Origin of the sequence: Pseudomonas sp. BF-B-26 (genome assembly GCF_019956495.1) — a bacterium.
Lineage (GTDB): Bacteria > Pseudomonadota > Gammaproteobacteria > Pseudomonadales > Pseudomonadaceae > Aquipseudomonas.
The window spans coordinates 15,505-39,439 of record NZ_JAHBDP010000072.1 but is presented as its reverse complement, the minus strand read 5'-3'; the positions used below and the strand labels follow the sequence as shown (position 1 = coordinate 39,439).

The window sequence follows — 23,935 nt, the reverse complement described above, 5'->3', positions numbered from 1 at the left end:
CCGCTCAGGGAGAGCGGCATTTTTTTGAGTCATGAGTCAGAACGACATCCGCGCTTCAACGAAAAGATTCTGCTCTCGAAGTTTGCCCTTCAGTTGTTCGTCCCGCGCATTGATGCGGTTGGCGAAGGTGTTATAGCCGGTTTCAACCTGACCCATATCAACATAGCGGTAGCCGGTGCCGACGGTAATTTGCCGGGTCAGTTTGAGGTCTGCACCGACACCCAGGGCGTAGGCGAAATTGTTTTGGGCATTGTTGGCAAATCGACGTGAAGGGTTGGACTGATAGCCTTCCGAATTGATATGGGCCACGCCTGCGCCGGCCATGGCGTACAGCGATAGGCTTTGGGTCAAGGGGAAGTCCTTATAGGCATTGAACATCAGGCGCTTGGATGAGACCTGCATGTTGTTAACGTTGGCGTTGAATGGCGCCCAGTAACTCTTGAACTCCGAGTCCTGCTTGATGGTGTACTCGCTTTCCAGGCGCCAGCCCCCTATAAACTCGTAGCCGAGCGCAACGGAGCCTCCCACATCTTTGTTGCGTTCCGGACTGACGATACGGTTGTTCACCCTGGGACTTGTGAGCAGGGCGCCGGCAAGGTCTTGCTGGACACTCTGGATTTTTATCGAGCCATACAGACCTTCCGCGTGGGAAACGTGACTGTAGGCGGCCAGCAGAAGTAAAGACAAGACTGGTTTTTTCATGTGAGTCGATTCGCTTGTGGGGGTAATCCGAATCGACAAAGTTTGAGTTCGCACGTCAGGCGCTCATATCAGAGCTTTCATCAGTAGGTCGGTGAAAACTCGTCTGTATGTGAGAGTTTTGGCGTTAGCCAACGTAGGAAATAGCTGTGCAATTTCTCTGGTTCAAAAAAATGCCGCTCATTGAGAGCGGCATTTTGTTCAGCAATAAATCTTAATTCGAAGCGACGGCATTCTTCGCCAGGATCGCGTTCGCCAGTTCCATGTCCGTGGCCTGCAGGCCTGGGTTGTCGGCACGGACTTTCTGCATCGCGGCCTCCAGGTATGGACCGCGGATGCCGCCGTCACTGGCGACGAAGCTGCCGGCATCGTCCTGGGCGGCAACGATCAGCTTGTTATCCTTGAAGGTCAGGTAGGTCGAACCGGTGGTCGCACCGGATGAGATGACGTTACGCCAAAAGCTATCAGCCATCGCCGAACCGACAGGAAGGGACAACAAGGCGATGGTAGCGACAGCAAGTTTGAGACGCATATTGGGTGACTCCACTGGGTTAACTGCGGCGTTGGATTACAAATCCCCCAATCGAGTTCCGTAACGGCCGCGCCTACTTTTGCTCGCTTTGCGGTGTTACCCGCAGCACCTCCTCAATCGTCGTCAAACCCGCCGCCACTTTTTGCGCGCCTGACAATCTCAAACTGCGCATGCCTTCCTTGAAGGCCTGCCGCCGTACCGCCAGCAAATCCGTGTCGGGGTTGATCAGCGCTTTGACGCCGTCCGTCAGTTGCATGATTTCGTAGACCCCGGCCCGGCCGCGGTAACCGGTATCGCGGCATTCAAGGCAACCGATGGCGCGATGTGCGTTGTTCGGCAACGGTGCCTGCCAGGGCCGGGTCAGGGTTTGCCAGTCTTCTTCACCCAGGGTCAGCGGCGCCTTGCAATGCGGGCACAAGGTGCGGACCAGGCGCTGGGCCATGACGCCAAGCACCGTGGCTTTGATCAGGTAATGCGGCACGCCCAGTTCCAGCAAGCGGCTGATTGCGCTCGGCGCGTCGTTGGTGTGCAGCGTCGACAGCACCAAGTGACCAGTGAGCGCAGCCTGGATCGCCATTTCAGCGGTTTCCAGATCACGGATCTCACCGATCATGATGATGTCCGGATCCTGTCGCATCAGTGCGCGCACACCGGCGGCGAAGGTCAGGTCGATGTTGTGTTGGACCTGCATCTGGTTGAACGCCGGCTCGACCATTTCGATCGGGTCCTCGATGGTGCAGAGGTTGACCTCCGGCGTCGCCAGTTTCTTCAGGGTGGTGTACAGCGTGGTGGTTTTGCCGGAACCGGTCGGGCCGGTGACCAGGATGATGCCGTTGGGCTGGCTCGTCATGTCCTGCCAGCGGCGCAAGTCATCGGCGGAGAAGCCCAGCTGATCAAAGTTCTTGAGCAGTACTTCCGGGTCGAAGATCCGCATGACCATTTTTTCGCCGAATGCGGTAGGCAATGTCGACAGGCGCAACTCGACTTCGCCGCCGTCCGGGGTCTTGGTTTTCACCCGGCCGTCCTGGGGTTTGCGTTTTTCCGCGACGTTCATCCGCCCGAGGCTTTTCAGGCGGCTGACGATCGCCATGGTCACATGCGGCGGGAATTGATAGACATTGTGCAGCACGCCGTCGATGCGAAAGCGCACCGTGCCTTGTTCGCGCCGGGGTTCGATGTGGATGTCACTGGCGCGTTGCTGGAACGCGTACTGGAACAACCAGTCGACGATATTGACGATGTGCGCATCGTTGGCGTCCGGTTCCTGGTCGCTTGCGCCGAGGTTGAGCAACTGCTCGAAATTGCCCAGGGTGTTCATTTGCTGATCGGCGTTGGTCGCGCCGGTGACCGATTTGGCCAGGCGGAAAAACTCCACGCTGAAGCGCTGGATGTCGACCGGGTTGGCGACGACACGTTTGATCGGCAGTTTCAGCACATGGGTCAGGTCGGCTTCCCAACCGGTGACGTAGGGCTGGGCGCTGGCCACGGTCACTGCGTCGCGGTCGATAGACACCGCAAGAATCTTGTGGCGCTGGGCGAAGGCGTAGGACATCAGCGGGGTAATCGCCGCCACGTTGATTTTCAGCGGATCGATACGCAGATAAGGCTGACCGGCCTGCTGCGACAGCCAAAGCGTCAGGCTTTCCAGGTCGAGGTGTTTACCGGGGCGGCTGAGGTCGTCCAGAAGTTGGCTGGCGATGAATTCCAGCGGGTGCGTCTGGCCATTGGCTGCGTGACGGCGTCGAGCATTGAGCGCGTGTTCGGCCGAATCCTGACTGATAAAACCTTGGGCGACCAGTTCACGCAGCAAATCATTGAGATCCAGCCAGCGGTCCTGAATGGCAAGTTGAACGGACATGCGGGCTCCTCATGAACAACAGTTCGCAAAGGATAGTCGCGGACCGGCAGACCGTTGGGCCACTACGTGACGAAGCCATGTCGAGTTTTTTCAGCCCGCCGCTTGAGCCGGTTCATTCCACGCGCAATCAACCGCTTGCAGATCAACCGAACAGACGCTGATCAGGTTACGTAATTTTTCCGCGATCACTTGGGCGCGGTGCCAGCTCAGGCCGTCTATCACGATGTCGATCGACAACAGATCGTCCATCCGCTGCACGTTGACCTGTTGTGGCGTCAGAAACTGCAAAGCGAACAGGTTGAGCGCCCGACACAGCAAGTCCGGTTCGGCCTCGGCCAGCAATTGATAGTGAACGCGGCAGTGGGCGTTGCTGACGTTCCAGACATCGGCGCGGGTGTGCGGGGTATTCACGGCTTCTAGATGCTGCATGGTCGATCTCCAAAATCACTGGAGGAATTTTTACATTCGGTGCCGGGCATTTCTTATCTATGATTGGGCTTATTGGCGATTGTTTGAATTGCTTGATTCGGTAAGTTATCAATCAAAGGTTTTTTTATGCATAGCGAGCTGGATGGCTACGACCGCAAGATTCTCGCGTTGCTGCAAGAGGACGCTTCGCTTTCCAGTGCGCAGATTGCGGAACAGGTGGGGTTGTCGCAGTCGCCGTGCTGGCGGCGGATTCAGCGGATGAAGGAGGAGGGGATCATTCGCGGGCAGGTGACCTTGCTTGACCGGAAGAAAATCGGGCTTAACACGCAGATCTTCGCTGAAATCAAACTCAACGCTCACGGGCGTTCGAACTTCACCGAATTCACCGAGGCGATTCGCGGTTTTCCCGAAGTGCTGGAGTGTTATGTGCTGATGGGGTCGGTGGATTTCTTGCTGCGGATTGTGACGGCGGACATCGAGGCTTATGAGCGCTTTTTCTTTGAGAAGCTGTCGATGGTGCCGGGGATCCAGGAGGTGAACTCGATCGTGGCGTTGTCGGAGATCAAATCCACGACGAGTTTGCCGGTCTGAGGTTTTGCGGTGAAGTTGCGGGCCTCTTCGCGAGCAAGCCCGCTCCCACATTTGACCGCCTTGTCTGAATGGACGCGGTCAAATGTGGGAGCGGGCTTGCTCGCGAAGGCGGTATCACATGCGCAGCAGCATTTTCCAGGCACGATTCTGATACACCGCAATCGCCTGCTGCTTGCGCGCATCCAGCGATTCATCGGTGATCGGCTCGTTCGCCAATTGAGCAAGCTGTTTCAGCTCACCGTACAAGCGATCCATTTCCGGGATGTCCAGCACGCTGCGGGCGTGGTGCAGCCAAGCCTGGATGCGCTCGATGCGCGGCAGTTGCTCGGCCAGGTCTTCCGGCTGTTGCTGGTAACGCTGCAGTTGCAGGGAGGTCGCTTCTTCACCCAGCAGACGCGGCAACCAGCTGCCCAATTGCGCAGCGCCCTGGCGATTGCCACGAACGTTGCGATCGGCGGTCCAGGTGCGGGCCAGCAACCAGCGCGAAGTGTTCAGCGAGAACAAGCCCCAGCGCGGATCTTGCAGTTCTTCGAGGAACTGCTCCGGCGCAGCTTTGCGCACGTCTTCGTCGTCGATACCGGCCTGTACCAGCGGGCGCCAGTCTTCCAGCAAGGCATCCAGCGCGACGCGCAGATCGTGTGTCGACTGACGCGGTGCGGCTTGGCCCAGGCTGCTCAGCAACGCGCGCAATTCAGCCAGGTTTTCAACCCAGTCCAGCAACAGGCGCCAGTGGCCATTGAAGCGATACTGCTCGGCCAGGCGTTGGCTGCTGCTCAGCAAGTGCCAGCTCAGCGCGGCGAAAGCGTCGTCCAGCGGCATTTCGGCGGTGATCTGCGGCGCCGGCAGGCTCAACGAATAGCTGTTGGCGTCGTACAAACGATAACCGCGCTCGGCTTTGCTGATGTCACACGGCATCAGGGCCAGGGTCGCGGCCAGTTCGGCGGCCAGTTCCAGCAGAGCGGCCGGCTCGCCTTCGCGCAGTTCCAGTTCCAGCTCGCAGATTTCTTCTTTCTGCTTGCCCACGATCACGTGACCCAGATCCAGTGCGGCTTCGATCACCACTTTGGTCTTGCCACGGCCCCAGGCGATTTCCGCGCGTTCGCGGACGAAATCGGTGGTGAAAATCGGCTTCAGGGTTTTCTTGTCCAGCTCGGCCAGCTCTTCAGGCCAGCATTCGCCGTCGAGTTTCTTCACGTCGAGCTTGGCTTTGGGCAGGTTCCAGTCGTATTCGTTACGCTCGGACAAACCGGCGACGCTCTGGCCGCGGGTCTTGAGGGTCTGAATCACTTCTTCGCCATCGCGGCGCAGGCGCAGGGCAACCTTGGCGCGGGCCAGGTCGCGCTCAGGCGTGTCGAAGTACTGATTCATTAACTCACGGCGTTCCCAGCCACTTTTGTTGCGTTTTTTCAGGAGCGGGTGCTCGCGCAGGGCCGCGAGGGTTTCTCGGCTGACGCGGAGTTTGATTTCGGTTTCTTTCTGCATGGCCGGAAAATCCAGGATCGGGAGCGCAGCCGGGGGAAATGTGTGGCTGCCAAGGTCGTGCAGTGTACAGGAGTGAACGTACCTACGCGCCGCGACGGTTTATTCCTGTCGCCGGATGGTTCTATGATGGAGTTCAACTCGGGAGTTGGAGTCAGCGATGCCTTTGCCGTCCATGAAAGATCAGTTCGCTGCGCTGATCGCCGCACCGTCCGTCAGCTGTACGCAGGCCAGCCTCGATCAAACCAACCGTCCGGTGATCGATTTGCTGGCGACGTGGCTCGGCGATCTGGGTTTTACCTGCGACATTCAGCAGGTCAGCCCCGGCAAATTCAATCTGCTGGCCAGTTTCGGTTCCGGCCCCGGTGGCCTGGTGCTGGCCGGTCACAGTGACACGGTGCCGTTCGATGGCGCGCTGTGGCAGACCGATCCGCTGAAACTGACCGAAGTCGACGGTCGCTGGGTGGGGCTGGGCAGTTGCGACATGAAGGGCTTTTTCGCGCTGGCCATCGAAGCCGTCATACCGCTGCTCGATCAGCCGTTCAAGCAACCGCTGTTGATCCTCGCCACTTGCGATGAAGAAAGCTCGATGTCCGGCGCTCGCGCCCTGGCCGAAGCCGGGCGTCCGCTCGGTCGTGCGGCGGTGATCGGCGAGCCGACCGGGCTCAAGCCGATCCGCATGCACAAAGGCATCATGATGGAGCGCATCGACATCCTCGGTCAGAGCGGCCACTCCTCGGATCCGCGCCTGGGCCACAGCGCCCTCGAAGCCATGCACGATGCCATCGGTGAACTGCGTGGTTTGCGGTTGGCGTGGCAGCGTGAGTTCCGTAATCCACAGTTCAGCGTACCGACGCCGACCCTGAATTTCGGCTGCATCCATGGCGGCGATAACCCCAACCGTATTTGCGGCCAGTGTTCGCTGGAGTTTGATCTGCGCCCGTTGCCGGGCATGGACCCCAATGCCCTGCGCGCGGAGATTCTGAAGAAGCTCAAGCCCATTGCCGAGTGGCATCAGGTGAAGATCGATTACGCGCCGCTGTTCCCCGAAGTGCCGCCGTTCGAGCAGGCCGAGGATGCAGAATTGGTCCGGGTTGCGGAAAAGCTCACCGGCCATCGTGCCGAAGCAGTGGCGTTCGGCACCGAAGCGCCTTATCTTCAGCGTCTTGGCTGCGAAACACTGGTGCTTGGCCCTGGCGACATCGCCTGTGCGCACCAACCGGGGGAATACCTCGAAATGTCACGTTTGCAGCCTACGGTGCATCTATTACGTCAACTGATTGAACATTACTGCCTGACACCGGCCAAAACGCCAATGCCAGTCGGTTGAGCGAGATCCCTGTGGGAGTGAGCCTGCTCGCGATAGCGGTGTGTCAGACACTTCAGTATCGACTGACATTCCGCTATCGCGAGCAGGCTCACTCCCACAGGGGCTGTGTCACGGCTGGCAAGCCTTGTAAATTGCCGGTGTCCCAACCCGTATTCATGAGGAGAGCGCGCGTGTCGCCAAGCCTGTTCCGACGATAACCATCAGCCCGCTGTGCGTTTTCTGTTTCGCCCATTTTTTGGCTGCTATTTATTACAGGCCCAGGTTCATGCCCGAATACGTTAATTGGCTTCGTCACGCTTCGCCCTACATCAACGCCCACCGCGATTGCACCTTCGTCGTCATGCTGCCCGGCGACGGCGTGGAGCACCCGAACTTCGGCAATATCGTCCACGACCTGGTGCTGTTGCACAGCCTGGGCGTGCGACTGGTGCTGGTTCACGGTTCCCGTCCGCAAATTGAAACCCGCCTGGCTGCACGCGGCCTGACCCCGCATTACCACCACGGCATGCGCATCACCGATGCCGCAACGCTGGAGTGCGTGATCGATGCGGTCGGCCAGCTGCGCATCGCCATCGAAGCGCGGCTGTCGATGGACATGGCTTCATCGCCGATGCAGGGCTCGCGTCTGCGGGTGGCCAGCGGCAACCTGGTGACGGCGCGGCCGATTGGCGTGCTGGAAGGTGTCGACTATCACCACACCGGCGAAGTGCGTCGGGTCGACCGCAAGGGCATCAATCGCCTTCTGGATGAGCGTTCCATCGTGCTGTTGTCGCCGCTGGGCTACTCGCCGACCGGTGAGATTTTCAACCTCGCCTGCGAAGACGTCGCCACCCGTGCGGCCATCGATCTGGGGGCGGACAAGCTTCTGTTGTTCGGTGCTGACCTGGGGCTGATCGATGAAAACGGTCGTCTGGTTCGTGAGTTGCGTCCGCAACAAGTGCCGGCGCATCTGCAGCGCCTGGGCAGCAACTATCAGGCTGAGCTGCTGGATGCGGCCGCTGAGGCCTGCCGCGGCGGTGTCGCCCGCAGCCATATCGTCAGTTATGTCGAAAACGGCGCATTGCTTACCGAACTGTTCACCCGCGATGGCGGCGGTACGCTGGTGGCCCAGGAGCAATTCGAGGTGGTGCGCGAAGCGGCCATCGAAGACGTCGGTGGTTTGCTGGACTTGATCAGCCCGCTGGAAGAGCAGGGCATTCTGGTGCGGCGTTCCCGCGAGGTGCTGGAGCGTGAAATCGAGCAGTTCAGTGTGGTCGAGCGCGAAGGCATGATCATCGCGTGTGCGGCGCTGTATCAGATTGCTGATTCGGATGCGGGGGAGTTGGCGTGTCTGGCGGTGAACCCGGAGTATCGCCATGGCGGTCGTGGTGATGAGCTGCTGGAGCGCATCGAAACCCGCGCCCGGGCGCAGGGGCTGAAAACCTTGTTCGTATTGACGACCCGCACCGCTCACTGGTTTCGTGAGCGTGGGTTTGTGCCAAGCAGTGTTGAACGTCTGCCATCAGCACGGGCGTCGCTGTACAACTACCAGCGTAATTCGAAGATCTTCGAAAAAGCCCTCTGACCGCACGCTTGATCGTTCCCACGCTCTGCGTGGGAATGCCTCAACGGACGCTCCGCGTTCGGCTCTAGATGGGACGCGGAGCGTCCCGGGCTGCATTCCCACGCAGAGCGTGGGAATGATCATCAATCCTGTACAAACTTCGCACTGACATACGGCGAATAATCCGGCAGCACCGTCTCGACCTTTCCTTGTTCCTTCAAGAACTTCGCCGTCTCGCCAATCGCCTTGGCCGTGCCGCCTTCCAGCAGTGCGGTGGTCTGTTGGGCTTTAGCATCCGGGAACGTGGAACCGGCCAGCAACTCCGGCACATCGACGGCATTGGCGCCGGTCAGTTTGGCGATTTTTTGCACCGGTACCGAGTCAGCAGTCCAGCTGTCCTTATGCGCGGCATAGTCGGCGAACGAGTCCAGCGTGACCTTGGCGAATTTGGCCACCACCTCTGGGTGCTTCTCGGCGTAATCCTTGCGCGCGACCCAGACTTCGAAGGTCGGTGCACCCCATTGGCCGACCTGTGCCGCGTCGGTCAAGGTCTTGCCAGTTTTGCGAATTTCCCCCAGGGCGGGTGACCAGACAAACGCCCCATCGATGTCACCACGCTTCCAGGCCGCCGCGATTTCCGCCGGTTGCAAATTAACCACTTTGACTTTCGAGGCATCCAGGCCCCAGTGCTTCAACGCACCCAGCAAACTGTAGTGGGAGGTTGATACGAAGGGGGTGGCAATGGTCTTGCCGATCAGATCATTCGGTTTATCGATGCCGCTGCCGTTGCGCACCACGAGTGCTTCAGCAGCGTTGATCTGGGCGGAAACAATGAACGCAACGATTGGCAGATTGCGCGAAGCCGCGGCTGCCAGCGGACTTGAACCGAGGTTGCCGATCTGCACGTCGCCAGAAGCAATGGCAGTAACCACTTCCGGACCGCTATTAAAACGACGCCAATCAATTTTCTGGCCTATGGTTTTCTCGTACAGTCCGTCTGCCTGGGGGACTTTGCTGGGGTCGATGCCGGTTTGATAACCGATTGTGAGGTTTGCAGCGTGAGCGCTGAAAGATATTATTAGCGATACACAAACTGTAACAATTGAACCGGATAGTGCGCGTTTGGTGGTCATGGCGCTGCCTTTCGATAGGGATTGATCGTGAGTTGCATCAAAGCTAATCGATCTAAAAAAAGGCTAACAAATACCATTTAGGAATTAGCTTATGAGCCGGTGCCCGTGTCCTGGCTCAAGGGGTACTGCGGAGCTTAATTCCTAAACGGTATGAAAAAGAATTGGGTGATTCTTTTTGGGTTTATGAAGCGTTCATTGCCCGTCAAGGAGCGAATTTACTGGGGATTAGACTATGGTCGTAGACACACAAAGTTACGATTGACTTGTGAGTCACGGTCTGGCGCTAATCGTGCATCTTAGGATCCGAGGCAATTAACCCCGGACCAGGAATACAAGAATTAGAAACGATAGGAGCGAAACAATGAACAAGTCCACCTTGGCTCTGGCCGTGGCCGTAGGGGTTTTGGCGCAGCAGGCAGGCGCCGCAGGTTTCCTGGAAGACAGCAAGGCTTCCGTCAGTTCCCGCACCATGTATTACAACAACGATAACCGAGAAGGCGGCGCGGATCAGAGAGAGACCGCTGAAGGCCTGAAATTCGATTATCTGTCCGGTTTCACCCAAGGCACTGTCGGCTTCGGTATCGACGCCCAGGCCCTCGTAGGTATCCATCTGGACGGCGGCAGAGGCCACCACCCAGCCAACAACAACACGTTCTTCCCAAGCGACAGCGATGGTTCGGCTGTGGACGAATGGAGCCGTGCAGCAGCTAACGTCAAGGCACGCTTCTCGAAGACCGAGGCCCATTTGGGTGGCGCTCTGCAGCCTAACTTGCCAATTTTGGTAGCGAACGACAGCCGCCTGCTGCCACAGACCTTTGACGGTGGCACCCTCACCTCGAAGGAAATCGACAACGTGACCTTCAACGCGGGTCAGTTGGAGCACTCGGCAGGGCGTGCCTCTTCAAACTCCACCGGCCTGGCCGTGGCTGGCGGTACTCATGACAGCAACCAGTTCCGCTATGGCGGTGCTGACTGGAAGGTCACCAAGGACCTTACCTTGCAGTACTACCACTCGGATCTGAAGGACTACTACAAGCAGGACTTCTTCGGCTTGATCCACGTCTTCCCGATCAACGCCAACCAGTCCTTCAAGACTGATATCCGCTATTTCGACAGCAGCTCCAACGGCAAGAACGGTGATGCGGGTTATCGCTTCAACAACAACAACGGTTACGCCAGCAAGCCGGGCGAGGTCGATAACAAGACCTGGAGCGCCATGTTCACCTACACGCTGGGTGGCAACGCCTTCCTGCTTGGTCATCAGCGCGTCAACGATGACGGCGGCTTCGTTTACCTGAACCAGGGCAACGTGGTTGATGGCAATGGCCATGCGGAAGGTAATGGCGGCGCGAGCTTCTACCTGTTCACCGATTCCATGATCAATGGTTTCGTCCGTGCCGGTGAAAACACCACCTTCGGTCAGTACTCCTATGACTTCGCCGCGTTGGGTGTACCGGGCCTGAAAACCTCGATCGCCTACCTGCACGGCGATAACATCAAAGCAACGAACGGCAGTGGCCCTGATGCGTCCGAGTGGGAACGCGACATGCGGATCGACTACACCATCCAGCAGGGCTCCCTCAAAGGTTTCGGCGTGACGTTGCGTAATGGCGTCTACCGTGGCAGTGAAGTCAGCAACAACCCTGATGTTGACCAGACCCGTCTGATCTTCAACTACACCTACAGCTTCCTGTAATAGCCGTCAGAAAAAAGCCTCGCCCGCCGGCGAGGTTTTTTTTGTGTTTTTTTTAATATTCTAAATAGAGCTTAAGTAGTAATTTTTTATTCTTTTTAGCTTTTATGCCGAACGCCTAAAGTGGGTGGCTTATGAGCCGATACCTTGTGTCCCGACTCAGAGTAATAGCACGAAGCTATATTCCTGAATGGCATGAAAAGTAATGAAATAATTCTTTTTGTGTTTATCATGCGGGCCAAAATCACAGAGGTCAGGCCATCGCCGTAGTCACACGGGCTGGCACTCACCGAGCATTTCAGGATCCAGGGCATTCGACTCAGGACCTTAAAAATTAGAAACGATAGGAGCGAAACAAATGAACAAGTCCACCTTGGCCCTGGCTGTGGCCGTAGGGGTTTTGGCGCAGCAGGCAGGCGCCGCCGGTTTCATCGAAGACAGCAAAGCCACTCTGGGGCTGCGTAACTTCTACATCAACACCGATAACCGTGATTCCGACGCGGGTACCGCCAGGGTCAAGGCCAACGGCGTTCAAAGCAAGAACGAAGAATGGGGTCAAGGCTTCGACCTGCGCTTCATCTCCGGCTACACCCAAGGCACCGTCGGCTTCGGTATCGATGCTATCGGCCTGCTGGGTGTGCGTCTGGATTCGGGCGGCGGCACTAACGGCGCCACTTCGACTTCTTACGGCGGCACTGTTTTCCCAAGCAAGTCTAACGGTGAAGCGGTTGATAACTTCTCCAGCCTGGGTCTGACGGCCAAGGCCAAGATCTCCCAGACTGAGCTGAAGTTGGGCACCCTGCAGCCAAAACTGCCGGTTATCGTGACCAACGATGGCCGTCTGCTGCCGCAAACCTTTCAAGGTGGTCAGATCACCTCGAACGAAATCAAAGACCTGACACTGGTCGGTGGTCAGATCGAGCACGCCAAGGGTCGTAACTCCAGCAACAACGAAGAGTTGTCGATTGCTGGTGCGAACTCTCCCACCGCTTCCGGCCGTGACAGCAACAAGTTCATCTACGGTGGTGGCGACTACAAGATCACCAAAGACCTGACAGCCCAGTACTACTACGGCAACCTGGAAGATTTCTACAAGCAGCACTTCCTGGGTCTGGTTCACAACTGGTCGATCGGTCCGGGCGTACTGAAGTCTGACTTCCGTTACTTCAACAGCCGTGACGATGGCGCCAACGGCCATGAATCCGCCTACTTCACCACGGGTGACTACGGTACGGGCATCACCAAAGGCAAAGTCGACAACAACCTGTATAGCGGCCTGTTCCTGTACTCGGTTGCCGGTCACACCTTCGGTGGCGGTTACCAGGTCAGCAACGGTAACAGCGATTTCCCTTGGTTGAACCAGGGTGACGGCTCGTCGGCTTACCTCACTACCGACTCGCAGATTGCCAAGTTCGCTCGCGCCGGCGAACGTACCTGGCAAGCTCGCTACTCGTATGACTTCGCCAAGCTTGGCCTGCCAGGCGCAACTGCCGGCATCGTTTACCTGCGTGGCGATAACATCGACACCACCGGTAAAGTGGGTGCTGCTCAGACTAGCGTTAACGCAACCGGCCGCTCTGAGTGGGAACGCGACCTGACCCTGGCGTACGTAGTCCAGGAAGGCCCACTGAAAAACCTGGGCCTCACGTGGAAAAACGCCATGTGGCGCAACGACATCCCAGGCCAACGCGACCAGGACGAAAACCGTCTGATCGTCAGCTACTCGATCCCGCTGTTGTAATAGCACTCGCGTAACTGAAGTAAAAAAAAGCCCCGCCCGGCATCTCGCCGGGCGGGGCTTTTGCGTTTTCAAGTCAGGCTCACCCCCGTAAACCCTCCTCGAAATTTCCCTCTTTGTGCAGCAACTCAAGGCCTTCTCGAACCTTGTGGGCGATAGTCGTCCTGACTGCTGCCGAGGTCCAGTGAACACATTTTTAATATTCACTTACGATCTAAACAAATCGATATTTATTCTTTTTAATGAATAAAAAATGCAGGCACAGTTGGCCTCAACAAGCACTCACCAGGAGCAGCACCATGAGCCTCAGACTGGGCGACATTGCCCCCGACTTTGAACAGGATTCCAGCGCCGGCACCCTCCGTTTCCACGAATGGCTGTGCGATAGCTGGGGCGTGCTGTTTTCCCATCCGGCGGACTTCACCCCGGTGTGCACCACGGAGTTGGGCTTCACTGCCAGGCTCAAGGACGAATTTGCCCAACGTGGTGTGAAAGCCATTGCCCTGTCCGTGGACCCGGTGGATTCGCACCACAAGTGGATCGAAGACATCAACGAAACCCAGAACACCCTCGTCAACTTCCCGATCCTTGCCGACGCCGACCGCAAGGTCTCGGACCTCTACGACCTGATCCACCCGAACGCCAACGACACTCTGACCGTGCGTTCGCTGTTCGTGATCGACCCGAACAAAAAGGTTCGGCTGACCATCACCTACCCGGCGAGCACCGGCCGTAACTTCCATGAAATTCTGCGGGTGATCGACTCGCTGCAACTCACCGACAACTACAAAGTGGCCACCCCGGCCAACTGGCAGGACGGTGATGAAGTGGTAATCGTGCCGTCGCTCAAGGACGAAGACGAAATCAACAAACGCTTTCCCAAGGGCTATCGCGCGGTGAAGCCGTACCTGCGTCTGACGCCACAGCCCAACAGATAAACCATCAATTGCGGTGTGGCCGAATCCGACTTCGCGAGCAAGCCCGCTCCCACATTGGAATGCGGTCAACTGTGGGAGCGGGCTTGCTCGCGAAGACGGCCGGTCAGGCACCGCAGAATTCAGAGTGAACCTATCCACAAAACAGGGGATTTCAGGCCGTTTTTACGGCCTGTTTTTTTGCCCGGAAAAGCTATTTCATATAGACCTATAAAGAATAACTAAATGAATAAATATGATTTATGGATATAACAATCACCTGTTAAGGTCACTTCCATCAACGCGAGATCGCAAGCCGCGAATCGCCAACACCGTTCAAGGAATCCTCTGAATGCTGGTCGTCTCACTCGGTGGCAGTCCCAGCCAACGCTCCCGTTCCGGCGTACTGCTGGAGCGCTCCCAACGCTGGTTGCAGGGGCAAGGTGTGGAAGTGGTGAGTTACCAGGTACGGGACTTCCCGGCTGAAGACTTGCTGCATGCGCGCTTCGACAGCCCGAAGGTGATCGACCTGCTGCAACAGATTGAAAACGCCGATGGCCTGCTGATCGCCACGCCGGTCTACAAAGCATCGTTCTCCGGCGCATTGAAAACCGTGCTGGACCTGCTGCCCGAACGCGCCCTGGCCCACAAAGTGGTTTTGCCAATGGCCACCGGCGGCAGCATCGCCCACATGCTGGCGGTGGATTACGCGCTAAAACCGGTGCTGTCGGCGTTGAAAGCCCAGGAAATGCTCCACGGGATTTTCGCCGTAGACAGCCAGATCGCTTACGGCGAAGGCAGCGTCCAGGCGCAGTTGGCGCCGGAGCTGGAAGAAAGACTGAATGAATCGCTGGAGCTGTTTTTCAGCGCCATGGCCCGACGGCCCAAGCCGATCGATCCGAACCTGTTGAATGAACGTTTGTTGAGTGCTCGCTGGAGCATTTAAGCCTTACCCCAATTTGAAGTACTCACCTTACTCAGCCGCTAACGGCCAAGCAGGTGCAGCCAAAACCCAACTGCAAAAAGGAGAGCGCCATGCGCACTGTCATTTTGCGTCGTGGGCTGGTCGCTCTGTTTGCTGCGGCTGTGTCTTTCGGCGTTATTTTTCAAGCACAAGCCGAGACGTTACGAATCGGCTATCAAAAATACGGCACTTTGGTGCTGCTCAAAGCCAAAGGCACTTTGGAAAAGCGCCTCGCCGCCCAAGGCGTGGACGTGCAATGGACTGAATTCCCCGGCGGCCCGCAACTGCTTGAAGGCCTGAACGTCGGCTCCATCGACTTCGGCGTGACGGGTGAAACGCCACCGGTATTCGCTCAAGCAGCCGGCGCCGATCTGCTCTATGTCGCCTACGAGCCGCCAGCACCTCACAGTGAAGCGATCCTGGTGCCGAAGGACTCGGCGATCAAATCGGTGCAGGACCTCAAGGGCAAGAAAGTCGTCCTGAACAAAGGCTCCAACGTTCACTACCTGCTGGTCCGCGCACTGGAAGATGCCGGCCTCAAGTACACCGACATTCAGACCGTATTCCTGCCGCCGGCCGACGCCCGCGCTGCGTTCGAGCGTGGCAGCGTCGATGCCTGGGTGATCTGGGACCCGTACCAGGCCGCCGCCGAACAACAGTTGCAGGCACGCACCCTGCGTGATGGCCAAGGCATCGTCGACAACCATCAGTTCTACCTCGCGACCAAGCCCTATGCGCAGAAAAATCCTGAGGTGATCAAGACCCTGGTGGAAGAAGTGCGCGCGGTCGGTGAGTGGTCAAAGGCCAATCCCATCGAGGTGACCCAACAAGTCTCGCCACTGCTCGGATTGCCGGCGGACATCACCCTGACCTCGGTGAAACGCCAGGGTTACGGCGCGCTGTTCCTCACGCCTGAAGTGGTCGCCGCGCAACAGAAAATCGCCGACAGCTTCTACCAGCTCAAGCTGATTCCAAAGCCGCTGAGCATCAAAGACGTGATCTGGACGCCACCGGCGGCCGTTGCCAACGCTCAGTAATTCGAATCCCTAAGGAGACCACTCCATGAGCCTCAATATTTTCTGGTTCCTGCCTACCCACGGCGACGGCCATTACCTTGGCACCGCCGAAGGCGCTCGCGCCGTCGACCACGGTTATCTGCAACAAGTCGCGCAAGCGGCGGATCGCCTGGGCTTCGGCGGGGTGCTGATTCCTACGGGTCGCTCTTGCGAAGACTCGTGGCTGGTGGCCGCGTCGCTGATCCCGGTGACCCAGCGCTTGAAATTCCTCGTCGCCCTGCGGCCCGGGATCATTTCCCCGACGGTGGCCGCGCGTCAGGCTGCGACGCTGGATCGCCTGTCCGGCGGCCGTGCGTTGTTCAATCTGGTAACCGGTGGTGATCCGGAAGAATTGGCCGGTGACGGTTTGTTTCTGACTCACGAAGAGCGCTATCAAGCCTCGGTGGAATTCACCCGTATCTGGCGCCGCGTGCTGGAAGGCGAAACCGTCGATTACGACGGTCAGCACATCAGCGTGAAGGGCGCCAAATTGCTCTATCCGCCGATCCAGCAACCGCGTCCGCCGCTGTACTTCGGCGGTTCTTCGGAAGCGGCGCAAGACCTCGCGGCAGAGCAGGTCGAAATGGTTTTGACCTGGGGCGAGCCGCCGGCTGCGGTTGCCGAGAAGATCGAACAAGTACGCGCCAAAGCCGCGAAGCTCGGGCGCACCGTGCGCTTCGGCATTCGTTTGCATGTGATCGTTCGTGAAACCAATGCCGAAGCCTGGCAAGCGGCGGATCGGCTGATCTCTCATCTGGACGACGACACCATCGCTCGTGCCCAGACTTCTCTGGCGCGCTTCGACTCGGTCGGTCAGCAACGCATGGCCGCGCTGCATGGCGGCAGCCGTGACAACCTGGAAGTCAGCCCCAACCTGTGGGCCGGTGTCGGCCTGGTGCGTGGCGGTGCTGGTACAGCATTGGTGGGTGACGGTCCGACCGTGGCCGCTCGCGTGAAGGAATACGCGGACCTGGGCATCGACACGTTCATCTTCTCCGGTTATCCACACCTGGAAGAGTCGTACCGCGTCGCCGAATTGCTGTTCCCGCACCTCGATATCGAGCGTCCGGAATTGCCGAAAAGCGCCGGTTACGTCAGCCCGTTTGGTGAGATGGTCGCCAATGACATCCTCCCCAAAGCCGCGTCGCAGAGCTGAGGCGCGCCATGAAGAAAATCATCCATAGCCTCGCGCCTTGGGCGTTGCCGTTGTTGCTGCTGGCGGTGTGGCAGTTGTCGGTGTCGGCGGGCTGGTTGTCGACGCGGATTCTGCCGGCGCCAATCGCGGTCATCGAAGCCGGCGTCAGCCTGGTGCGCAGCGGCGAAATCTGGACGCACCTGGCGATCAGCGGCTGGCGTGCAGCGCTGGGCTTTGTCATCGGCGGCAGCATCGGTCTGACCCTGGGCTTCATCACCGGCCTGTCGAAATGGGGCGAACGCCTGCTCGACAGTTCGATGCAGATGATCCGCAACGTGCCGCACCTGGCGCTGATTCCACTGGTGATCCTGTGGTTCGGCATTGATGAATCGGCGAAGATTTTCCTGGTGGCGTTGGGCACGTTGTTCCCGATCTACCTCAACACGTATCACGGCATCCGCAACGTTGATCCGGCGCTGGTGGAAATGTCCCGCAGTTATGGCTTGTCCGGTTTCAGCCTGTTCCGTCAGGTGATTCTGCCGGGGGCGCTGCCTTCGATTCTGGTCGGCGTGCGGTTCGCACTGGGCTTCATGTGGCTGACGTTGATCGTCGCGGAAACCATTTCCGCCAGCTCCGGCATCGGCTACCTGGCGATGAATGCTCGGGAGTTCTTGCAGACCGACGTGGTGGTACTGGCGATTCTTTTGTATGCCGTGCTCGGCAAACTCGCCGACCTCGCGGCCCGTGGACTTGAACGCGTGTGGTTGCGCTGGCACCCGGCCTATCAGGTTGTTAAAGGAGGTGCGGCATGACGGCTCAACAACCTCCACGCCTGCTGCGCGGGATTCCGCTGGCCGTGCGCAAACTGCAGAAGACGTTTGGTACGCGCCAGGTTTTGCGCGAGATCGATCTGCACATCCCGGCGGGTCAGTTTGTCGCCGTGGTCGGTCGTAGCGGTTGCGGCAAAAGCACCTTGCTGCGTTTGCTCGCCGGTCTCGACAAACCCACGGGCGGTGAATTGCTCGCAGGTTCCGCGCCGCTGAGTAAGGCGCGGGAAGACACTCGATTGATGTTCCAGGAAGCGCGTTTGCTGCCGTGGAAAAAGGTCATCGACAACGTCGGCCTCGGGCTCAAGGGCAACTGGCGTCCGCAAGCGCTGGACGCGTTGGAGTCGGTGGGCCTGGCGGATCGCGCCAATGAATGGCCGGCCGCCTTGTCCGGCGGACAAAAGCAACGGGTGGCCCTGGCTCGCGCGCTGATCCACCAACCGCGTTTGCTGTTGCTGGACGAGCCGCTGGGCGCGCTGGACGCACTGACCCGAATTGAAATGCAGCAACTGATCGAGCGGCTCTGGCAGAAGCACGGTTTCACCGTGTTGCTGGTCACCCACGATGTCAGTGAAGCGGTGGCGATTGCCGATCGGGTGATCCTGATCGAAGAGGGCGAAGTCGGCCTCGACCTGCACGTTGAACTGCCGCGCCCTCGGGTTCGTGGCTCCCATCGGCTGGCGGCGCTGGAAACCGAAGTCCTCAATCGCGTACTGGCGTTGCCCGGCGAACCGCCGGCACCGGAACCTGTTTCACCATTGCCCACGCAATTGCGCTGGGCTCAATAACTCAAGCCTTATCCAACGACAGGAATCAACCCCATGACGATCAAAGCCATCAACGTTCGCAACCAGTTCAAAGGCTCCATCAAGGAAATCGTACTCGGCGACGTGCTGTCCGAAATCGACGTACAGACCGCTTCCGGCATCGTCACCTCGGTGATCACCACTCGCTCGGTGAAAGAGCTGGAGCTGGTGGTCGGCAGCGAAGTGATCGCGTTTGTAAAATCCACCGAGGTGTCGATCGCCAAGTTGTAAGCGCGTGCGCAAACAACAACCCCGAACGGTTTAAGCCCTTCGGGGTTTTTTATGCGTGTGAGTCAGTAAGGTCGGCGGTGCGGCTTTCGCGAGCAAGCCCGCTCCCACATTTGATCTCCAGTGTTCACGGGACCAATGTGGGAGCGGGCTTGCTCGCGAAGAGGCCTGCACGGTCAATAAAGAATCAGGCTGAAAGAGTGCGCTTCGGTAGATACGGCGGCAAATATAGCCCTAGGTAGGCGTCGAACACCCGCATCCCTTCCTCAGCCATGCGCGGCGTGATCTGTCCGTGTTGTTGCACCGAGCGCGCATAGACGCGGTCGCCGAGCTCCATGGCCAACGCAAACACATCAACGTCGGTCGGCAGTCTCGGCAGCTCGAAGTGATGATCGAAGAGTTTGTGCATCAAGTCGCCGAGTTCGATGTCGTGCTGACGGTCAGCCTGGGTGACTTCGGTCAGCCCGTGCTGGGCAAGGATCAGTTGGCGGGCGGCGGCGTCTTCGTCATAGATGTCGAGCATGCGCTGTTCCACCAGTCGCGACAGATCGCGCCAGCCGTTGAGGGTTTCGTGGTCGATGGGCGCTTGCAGGCAGGCACGGAACGCCGCATGGACATCGGCCGTCAGGGCTTCGAGCAGCGCCGGGACGCTGGCGAAGAAGTGGTAGACGGAGGAGGGCGGGATCTCCGCGCGTTCGGCGACGCTGTAGATCGACAGGCTCGCTACGCCCTCGGCAGCCAGCAGCGTGCGGGCGGCATCGAGTATCGAATCGATCCGGGCCTGGCTGCGAGCGCGGGGTTTGCGAAGGGTGGCGGTGCGCGTCATTGAAGTCTCCTGCGGGGCAGCGGGCATTGTACGCAGAGCGGGCAGATGTTCCATATCCCCTGTGGTGAGGGGATTTATCCCCGTTGGGTCGCGAAGCGGCCCCAAAGCCTGCAGCTGCGGTGTGTCAGGCGTATCGCGTACAGAGGTTTTGCGACTGCTTCGCAGCCGAACGGGGCGGTGCGACGTTCGCTAAATCCCCTCGCCACAAAGTCAGTGTTGGGCCATAAAAAAACGCCGCAGGCTGTGAAGCCGGCGGCGTTGTTTTTACTGCAACCACTTACACGGTATGCAGGTACCAGTTGTACTCGAGGTCGGAGATGGAGTGTTCGAACTCCTCCAGCTCGCTCTCTTTGCACGCGACGAAGATATCGATGTATTTCGGGTCGATGTACTTGGCCATGACTTCGCTGTCGTCCAGCTCGCGCAATGCATCGCGCAGGTTGTTCGGCAGGCTTTGCTCGTTCTGCTCGTAGGAGTTGCCTTCCACGGGTGCGCCCGGCTCGATCTTGTTGGTCAGGCCGTGGTGCACGCCTGCCAGGACCGAAGCCATCAGCAGGTACGGGTTGGCATCGGCGCCGGCAACGCGGTGTTCCAGACGGACCGCGTCGGCGGAACCGGTCGGCACACGCACCGCAACAGTACGGTTGTCCAGACCCCAGCACGGTGCGTTCGGCACGTAGAACTGTGCGCCGAAACGACGGTAGGAGTTGACGTTCGGGCAGAGGAAAGCCATCTGCGCCGGTAGGGTCTCGAGCACACCGCCGATCGCGTGACGCAGTGCGGCGTTCTGCTCGGGATCCTCACTGGCAAAAATGTTTTTGCCGTCTTTATCAAGAATCGAGATGTGGACATGCAGACCGTTGCCCGCCTGGCCCGGGTAAGGCTTGGCCATGAACGTGGTGTCCATTTCATGGTCGTAGGCGATGTTTTTGATCAGGCGTTTTAGCAGGACCGCGTAGTCGCAGGCCTTGATCGGGTCGGCAACGTGGTGCAGGTTCACTTCGAACTGCGCCGGGGCACTTTCCTTGACGATCGCGTCGGCAGGGATGCCTTGCTCTTTCGCACCTTCCAGAATGTCCTGGAGGCAGTCGACGTATTCGTCGAGGTCGTCGATCAGGTAAACCTGGGTCGAATGCGGGCGCTTGCCGGAGATTGGCGAGCGAGGCGGTTGTGGGCGACCGTTCACGTTCTCCTGGTCGATCAGGTAGAACTCCAGTTCGAACGCGGCGCAGATGGTCAGACCCATCTCGTCGAACTTGGCAACAACTTGACGCAAAACTTCACGGGGATCCGCGAAGAAAGGTTCACCTTCAAGTTCGTGCATGGTCATTAACAGTTGCGCGGTAGGGCGCTTCTGCCAAGGCTCGTTGCACAGGGTGTCAGGGATTGGATAGCAGATTCGGTCAGCATCGCCGATGTCCAGGCCCAGGCCGGTGCTTTCCACCGTCGAGCCATTGATATCCAGAGCAAATAGAGAGGCCGGCAGGTTGATGCCTTTCTCGTAAACCTTGTGGAGGCTGGTGCGTTCAATGCGCTTGCCGCGCACCACACCATTCATATCCGCAATCAGAAGGTCAACGTACAGAACCTCAGGATGTTCCTTAAGGAACGCGTTCGCTTCGTTAAGCTGAACGGCACGCGGGGGTACCGACATGATGCAACACCTTTGTTGTTAAAAATATCAATCATTGATCTCTTCGGATTCCAGTCAACCCGAACGGCATGCCGAAGTCAAGCGAGGCCTTTTTTGCCCTAAAAAAGCACCCGTGGGGCTTTTTTGAGGCACTTTGGGGCGTTTTTATGCCTTTGAGCGCTTTAGCGCCTGCGGGCTGGAGCAGGCCGTGTTGTATTTTTTACGGGGGTGTTGTGTAAAAAAATGAACAAGGCTAAGCTCGATTCAAACCCATAACACCAATAATACCGGGGTGCTTCATGGCTCGCCTGCCGTTAATCGGCGTCACCGCCTGCTCTAAGCAGATCGGTCTGCATGCTTATCACATCAGTGGCGACAAGTACGTCCGCGCTGTGGCCTCAGCGGCCAAGGGGCTGCCGGTGATTCTTCCGTCCCTGGCCGATTTGCTGGCACCGTCCGATATTCTGGACGGTCTGGATGGCATCCTCTTTACAGGCTCTCCTTCCAATATAGAACCGTTTCACTATAGCGGCCCAGCCAGCGCGCCGGGCACTGCTCATGATTCTGCACGTGATGCCACCACCCTCCCGTTGATCCGCGCCGCCGTCGAGGCCGGTATTCCCGTGCTCGGTATTTGCCGCGGTTTCCAGGAAATGAATGTGGCGTTCGGCGGCAGCCTGCATCAAAAAGTCCACGAAGCCGGTCCATTCATGGATCACCGTGAAGACGATAGCCTACCGCTTGAAGGACAGTATGCGCCAAGTCACCCGGTGCACATTCAGCCGGGTGGTGTACTCGCAGGTCTGGGCCTGGCGAGCGAGATACAGGTCAATTCGATTCATGGTCAGGGCGTTGAACGTCTGGCGCCGGGCCTTTGCGTCGAAGCCTTGGCGCCTGACGGGTTGATTGAGGCGGTCTCGGTCCCGCAGGGCAAGGGTTTTGCTTTGGGAGTGCAATGGCATCCCGAATGGCAGGTAAGCTCTAACCCGGATTACCTTGCGATCTTCCAGGCATTTGGCGATGCCTGTCGTAAGCACGCATTACAACGCGACGCCGATGCGTCAAACAACGCCTGACTTATTAGAGTCAGGAAACTCAGCCTAAGAGGCATTTATGAGTAACAACCTCGACCAGCTCACCGATTGGTTGAAAGACCACAAGATCACAGAAGTCGAATGCATGATCGCCGATTTGACCGGGATCACCCGGGGCAAGATTTCGCCGACCAACAAGTTCATTGCCGAAAAAGGCATGCGCCTGCCCGAGAGCGTTCTGTTGCAGACCGTGACCGGCGACTATGTCGAAGACGACATCTATTACGAACTGCTCGACCCGGCCGACATCGACATGATCTGCCGCCCCGACCAGAACGCGGTTTTTCTTGTGCCCTGGGCCATCGAGCCCACCGCTCAGGTGATCCACGACACCTACGACAAGCAAGGCAACCCCATCGAGCTGTCGCCGCGCAACGTGCTCAAAAAGGTGCTGAAACTCTATTCCGACAAGGGCTGGCAGCCGATCGTGGCGCCAGAAATGGAGTTTTACCTGACCAAGCGCTGCGAAGACCCGGACTTCCCGCTGCAACCGCCGATTGGCCGTTCCGGTCGCCCGGAAACCGGTCGCCAGTCCTTCTCGATTGAAGCGGCGAACGAATTCGATCCGCTGTTCGAAGACGTCTACGACTGGTGCGAATTGCAGGAACTGGACCTCGACACGCTGATCCACGAGGACGGCACGGCGCAGATGGAAATCAACTTCCGTCACGGCGATGCCCTGTCCCTGGCCGACCAGATCCTGGTGTTCAAGCGCACCATGCGCGAAGCCGCGCTCAAGCACGATGTGGCAGCCACCTTCATGGCCAAGCCCATGACCGGCGAGCCGGGCAGCGCGATGCACTTGCACCAGAGCATCATCGACATCGAGACCGGCAAGAACGTCTTCTCCAATGAAGACGGGACCATGAGCCAGCTGTTCCTGAACCACATCGGTGGTTTGCAGAAACTGATCCCTGAGCTGTTGCCGCTGTTCGCGCCGAACGTCAACTCGTTCCGCCGCTTCTTGCCGGACACCTCGGCACCGGTGAACGTGGAGTGGGGCGAAGAGAACCGTACCGTGGGCCTGCGGGTTCCGGATGCCGGGCCGCAAAACCGTCGGGTGGAAAACCGCCTGCCGGGCGCCGACGCCAACCCGTACCTGGCGATTGCCGCGAGCCTGCTCTGCGGTTACATCGGCATGGTCGAAGGCTTGAACCCGAGTGCGCCGGTGGTGGGCCGTGGCTATGAACGCCGCAACCTGCGCCTGCCGCTGACCATCGAAGACGCGCTGGAACGCATGGAACACAGCGCGACTATCGAGAAATACCTGGGCAAGAAATTCATCACTGGCTACGTCGCGGTCAAGCGGGCCGAGCATGAAAACTTCAAGCGCGTGATCAGTTCGTGGGAGCGGGAATTCCTGCTCTTCGCCGTCTGATGCGCCGGGCGCCGCTGATGTTGGCGGCGCTCTCACTGAAATCTTAGGAG

The 23,935-nt window shown here is 58.5% G+C and carries 22 protein-coding genes; 14 read left to right on the top strand and 8 right to left on the bottom strand.

Annotated features, from left to right (window positions below; translation table 11 throughout):
- Positions 1–36 precede the first annotated feature (36 nt).
- The 4 genes from KGB03_RS14530 to KGB03_RS14515 form a co-directional block, all read right to left on the bottom strand.
- Positions 37–702 (bottom strand): outer membrane protein, encoded by a 666-nt coding sequence (locus tag KGB03_RS14530; protein WP_218536643.1) that lies wholly within the window; start codon positions 700–702, stop codon positions 37–39.
- A gap of 211 nt (positions 703–913) precedes the next feature.
- Positions 914–1,231 carry a DUF2388 domain-containing protein gene (locus KGB03_RS14525; RefSeq protein WP_111448368.1) on the bottom strand — a complete coding sequence of 106 codons (318 nt, stop codon included), beginning with the start codon at positions 1,229–1,231 and terminating at the stop codon, positions 914–916.
- Positions 1,232–1,304: 73 nt separating this feature from the next.
- Positions 1,305–3,089, bottom strand: coding sequence for a GspE/PulE family protein (locus tag KGB03_RS14520; RefSeq protein ID WP_218536644.1), 1,785 nt, complete (start codon positions 3,087–3,089; stop codon positions 1,305–1,307).
- Between the two features lie 90 nt (positions 3,090–3,179).
- Positions 3,180–3,518: a hypothetical protein gene (locus tag KGB03_RS14515; protein WP_218536645.1), complete on the bottom strand. Its 339-nt coding sequence runs from the start codon at positions 3,516–3,518 to the stop codon at positions 3,180–3,182.
- A 126-nt stretch (positions 3,519–3,644) separates the two neighbouring features.
- Between KGB03_RS14515 and KGB03_RS14510 the strand changes: the two genes are divergently transcribed.
- The gene (locus tag KGB03_RS14510; protein WP_046045137.1) at positions 3,645–4,109 is read left to right on the top strand and encodes an Lrp/AsnC family transcriptional regulator; all 465 of its coding nucleotides are present in this window, start codon (positions 3,645–3,647) and stop codon (positions 4,107–4,109) included.
- Positions 4,110–4,223: 114 nt separating this feature from the next.
- Here KGB03_RS14510 and KGB03_RS14505 read toward each other — a convergent pair whose 3' ends face one another.
- A complete protein-coding gene (locus KGB03_RS14505; RefSeq protein WP_111448372.1) occupies positions 4,224–5,591 on the bottom strand; it encodes an inorganic triphosphatase in 1,368 nt (455 codons plus the stop codon).
- Positions 5,592–5,748: 157 nt separating this feature from the next.
- On the opposite strand from KGB03_RS14505, the gene argE reads away from it, so the two are divergent.
- Together argE and argA are read left to right on the top strand one after the other, a co-directional pair.
- Positions 5,749–6,918, top strand: coding sequence for an acetylornithine deacetylase (argE, locus tag KGB03_RS14500; protein WP_192409019.1), 1,170 nt, complete (start codon positions 5,749–5,751; stop codon positions 6,916–6,918).
- Positions 6,919–7,183: 265 nt separating this feature from the next.
- Positions 7,184–8,482, top strand: a complete 1,299-nt coding sequence (argA, locus tag KGB03_RS14495) for an amino-acid N-acetyltransferase (protein ID WP_218536646.1) — start codon at positions 7,184–7,186, stop codon at positions 8,480–8,482.
- Between the two features lie 122 nt (positions 8,483–8,604).
- On the opposite strand, the gene tauA is transcribed toward argA, so the two are convergent.
- Entirely contained in the window at positions 8,605–9,594 is a 990-nt protein-coding gene (tauA, locus tag KGB03_RS14490; RefSeq protein WP_223527357.1) for a taurine ABC transporter substrate-binding protein, read from the bottom strand.
- 361 nt (positions 9,595–9,955) lie between these two features.
- Between tauA and KGB03_RS14485 the strand changes: the two genes are divergently transcribed.
- From KGB03_RS14485 to KGB03_RS14445, 9 genes are all read left to right on the top strand, one after another.
- A complete protein-coding gene (locus tag KGB03_RS14485; protein WP_223527356.1) occupies positions 9,956–11,290 on the top strand; it encodes an OprD family porin in 1,335 nt (444 codons plus the stop codon).
- A 355-nt stretch (positions 11,291–11,645) separates the two neighbouring features.
- The gene (locus tag KGB03_RS14480) at positions 11,646–13,028 is read left to right on the top strand and encodes an OprD family porin (RefSeq protein ID WP_192409027.1); all 1,383 of its coding nucleotides are present in this window, start codon (positions 11,646–11,648) and stop codon (positions 13,026–13,028) included.
- A 296-nt stretch (positions 13,029–13,324) separates the two neighbouring features.
- Entirely contained in the window at positions 13,325–13,963 is a 639-nt protein-coding gene (locus tag KGB03_RS14475; protein ID WP_223527355.1) for a peroxiredoxin, read from the top strand.
- 328 nt (positions 13,964–14,291) lie between these two features.
- Complete coding sequence (gene ssuE, locus KGB03_RS14470; protein WP_192409029.1) at positions 14,292–14,885, top strand: NADPH-dependent FMN reductase; 594 nt, start codon at positions 14,292–14,294, stop codon at positions 14,883–14,885.
- 89 nt (positions 14,886–14,974) lie between these two features.
- Entirely contained in the window at positions 14,975–15,940 is a 966-nt protein-coding gene (locus KGB03_RS14465) for a sulfonate ABC transporter substrate-binding protein (RefSeq protein ID WP_223527354.1), read from the top strand.
- Positions 15,941–15,965: 25 nt separating this feature from the next.
- Positions 15,966–17,114: an FMNH2-dependent alkanesulfonate monooxygenase gene (gene ssuD, locus KGB03_RS14460; RefSeq protein WP_192409033.1), complete on the top strand. Its 1,149-nt coding sequence runs from the start codon at positions 15,966–15,968 to the stop codon at positions 17,112–17,114.
- A gap of 8 nt (positions 17,115–17,122) precedes the next feature.
- Complete coding sequence (gene ssuC / locus KGB03_RS14455; protein ID WP_223527353.1) at positions 17,123–17,905, top strand: aliphatic sulfonate ABC transporter permease SsuC; 783 nt, start codon at positions 17,123–17,125, stop codon at positions 17,903–17,905.
- On the top strand, positions 17,902–18,708 hold the full coding sequence (gene ssuB / locus KGB03_RS14450) for an aliphatic sulfonates ABC transporter ATP-binding protein (RefSeq protein WP_223527352.1): 807 nt from the start codon (positions 17,902–17,904) through the stop codon (positions 18,706–18,708). Before ssuC ends, ssuB begins: the two co-directional genes overlap by 4 nt.
- A 33-nt stretch (positions 18,709–18,741) precedes the next feature.
- The gene (locus KGB03_RS14445) at positions 18,742–18,957 is read left to right on the top strand and encodes a molybdopterin-binding protein (RefSeq protein WP_003229256.1); all 216 of its coding nucleotides are present in this window, start codon (positions 18,742–18,744) and stop codon (positions 18,955–18,957) included.
- A 184-nt stretch (positions 18,958–19,141) separates the two neighbouring features.
- On the opposite strand, the gene KGB03_RS14440 is transcribed toward KGB03_RS14445, so the two are convergent.
- Both KGB03_RS14440 and KGB03_RS14435 read right to left on the bottom strand, forming a co-directional pair.
- Positions 19,142–19,780, bottom strand: coding sequence for a TetR/AcrR family transcriptional regulator (locus KGB03_RS14440; protein ID WP_223527351.1), 639 nt, complete (start codon positions 19,778–19,780; stop codon positions 19,142–19,144).
- 277 nt (positions 19,781–20,057) lie between these two features.
- Positions 20,058–21,434: a glutamine synthetase family protein gene (locus KGB03_RS14435; RefSeq protein ID WP_008150449.1), complete on the bottom strand. Its 1,377-nt coding sequence runs from the start codon at positions 21,432–21,434 to the stop codon at positions 20,058–20,060.
- 278 nt (positions 21,435–21,712) lie between these two features.
- Between KGB03_RS14435 and KGB03_RS14430 the strand changes: the two genes are divergently transcribed.
- Both KGB03_RS14430 and KGB03_RS14425 read left to right on the top strand, forming a co-directional pair.
- Complete coding sequence (locus tag KGB03_RS14430; RefSeq protein WP_192409040.1) at positions 21,713–22,489, top strand: gamma-glutamyl-gamma-aminobutyrate hydrolase family protein; 777 nt, start codon at positions 21,713–21,715, stop codon at positions 22,487–22,489.
- Positions 22,490–22,526: 37 nt separating this feature from the next.
- Positions 22,527–23,885 (top strand): glutamine synthetase family protein, encoded by a 1,359-nt coding sequence (locus tag KGB03_RS14425; protein WP_056738830.1) that lies wholly within the window; start codon positions 22,527–22,529, stop codon positions 23,883–23,885.
- The last annotated feature ends 50 nt before the right edge of the window (positions 23,886–23,935 follow it).

Coding starts and splice junctions, on each gene's coding strand:
- KGB03_RS14520 (WP_218536644.1), bottom strand. CDS start 3,089: ATGTCCGTTCAACTTGCCATTCAGGACCGCTGGCTGGATCTCAATGAT.
- ssuE (WP_192409029.1), top strand. CDS start 14,292: ATGCTGGTCGTCTCACTCGGTGGCAGTCCCAGCCAACGCTCCCGTTCC.
- KGB03_RS14430 (WP_192409040.1), top strand. CDS start 21,713: ATGGCTCGCCTGCCGTTAATCGGCGTCACCGCCTGCTCTAAGCAGATC.
- KGB03_RS14445 (WP_003229256.1), top strand. CDS start 18,742: ATGACGATCAAAGCCATCAACGTTCGCAACCAGTTCAAAGGCTCCATC.
- argE (WP_192409019.1), top strand. CDS start 5,749: ATGCCTTTGCCGTCCATGAAAGATCAGTTCGCTGCGCTGATCGCCGCA.
- tauA (WP_223527357.1), bottom strand. CDS start 9,594: ATGACCACCAAACGCGCACTATCCGGTTCAATTGTTACAGTTTGTGTA.
- argA (WP_218536646.1), top strand. CDS start 7,184: ATGCCCGAATACGTTAATTGGCTTCGTCACGCTTCGCCCTACATCAAC.
- KGB03_RS14515 (WP_218536645.1), bottom strand. CDS start 3,518: ATGCAGCATCTAGAAGCCGTGAATACCCCGCACACCCGCGCCGATGTC.
- KGB03_RS14435 (WP_008150449.1), bottom strand. CDS start 21,434: ATGTCGGTACCCCCGCGTGCCGTTCAGCTTAACGAAGCGAACGCGTTC.
- ssuC (WP_223527353.1), top strand. CDS start 17,123: ATGAAGAAAATCATCCATAGCCTCGCGCCTTGGGCGTTGCCGTTGTTG.
- KGB03_RS14525 (WP_111448368.1), bottom strand. CDS start 1,231: ATGCGTCTCAAACTTGCTGTCGCTACCATCGCCTTGTTGTCCCTTCCT.
- KGB03_RS14465 (WP_223527354.1), top strand. CDS start 14,975: ATGCGCACTGTCATTTTGCGTCGTGGGCTGGTCGCTCTGTTTGCTGCG.
- ssuB (WP_223527352.1), top strand. CDS start 17,902: ATGACGGCTCAACAACCTCCACGCCTGCTGCGCGGGATTCCGCTGGCC.
- KGB03_RS14475 (WP_223527355.1), top strand. CDS start 13,325: ATGAGCCTCAGACTGGGCGACATTGCCCCCGACTTTGAACAGGATTCC.
- KGB03_RS14440 (WP_223527351.1), bottom strand. CDS start 19,780: ATGACGCGCACCGCCACCCTTCGCAAACCCCGCGCTCGCAGCCAGGCC.
- ssuD (WP_192409033.1), top strand. CDS start 15,966: ATGAGCCTCAATATTTTCTGGTTCCTGCCTACCCACGGCGACGGCCAT.
- KGB03_RS14505 (WP_111448372.1), bottom strand. CDS start 5,591: ATGCAGAAAGAAACCGAAATCAAACTCCGCGTCAGCCGAGAAACCCTC.
- KGB03_RS14485 (WP_223527356.1), top strand. CDS start 9,956: ATGAACAAGTCCACCTTGGCTCTGGCCGTGGCCGTAGGGGTTTTGGCG.
- KGB03_RS14530 (WP_218536643.1), bottom strand. CDS start 702: ATGAAAAAACCAGTCTTGTCTTTACTTCTGCTGGCCGCCTACAGTCAC.
- KGB03_RS14510 (WP_046045137.1), top strand. CDS start 3,645: ATGCATAGCGAGCTGGATGGCTACGACCGCAAGATTCTCGCGTTGCTG.
- KGB03_RS14480 (WP_192409027.1), top strand. CDS start 11,646: ATGAACAAGTCCACCTTGGCCCTGGCTGTGGCCGTAGGGGTTTTGGCG.
- KGB03_RS14425 (WP_056738830.1), top strand. CDS start 22,527: ATGAGTAACAACCTCGACCAGCTCACCGATTGGTTGAAAGACCACAAG.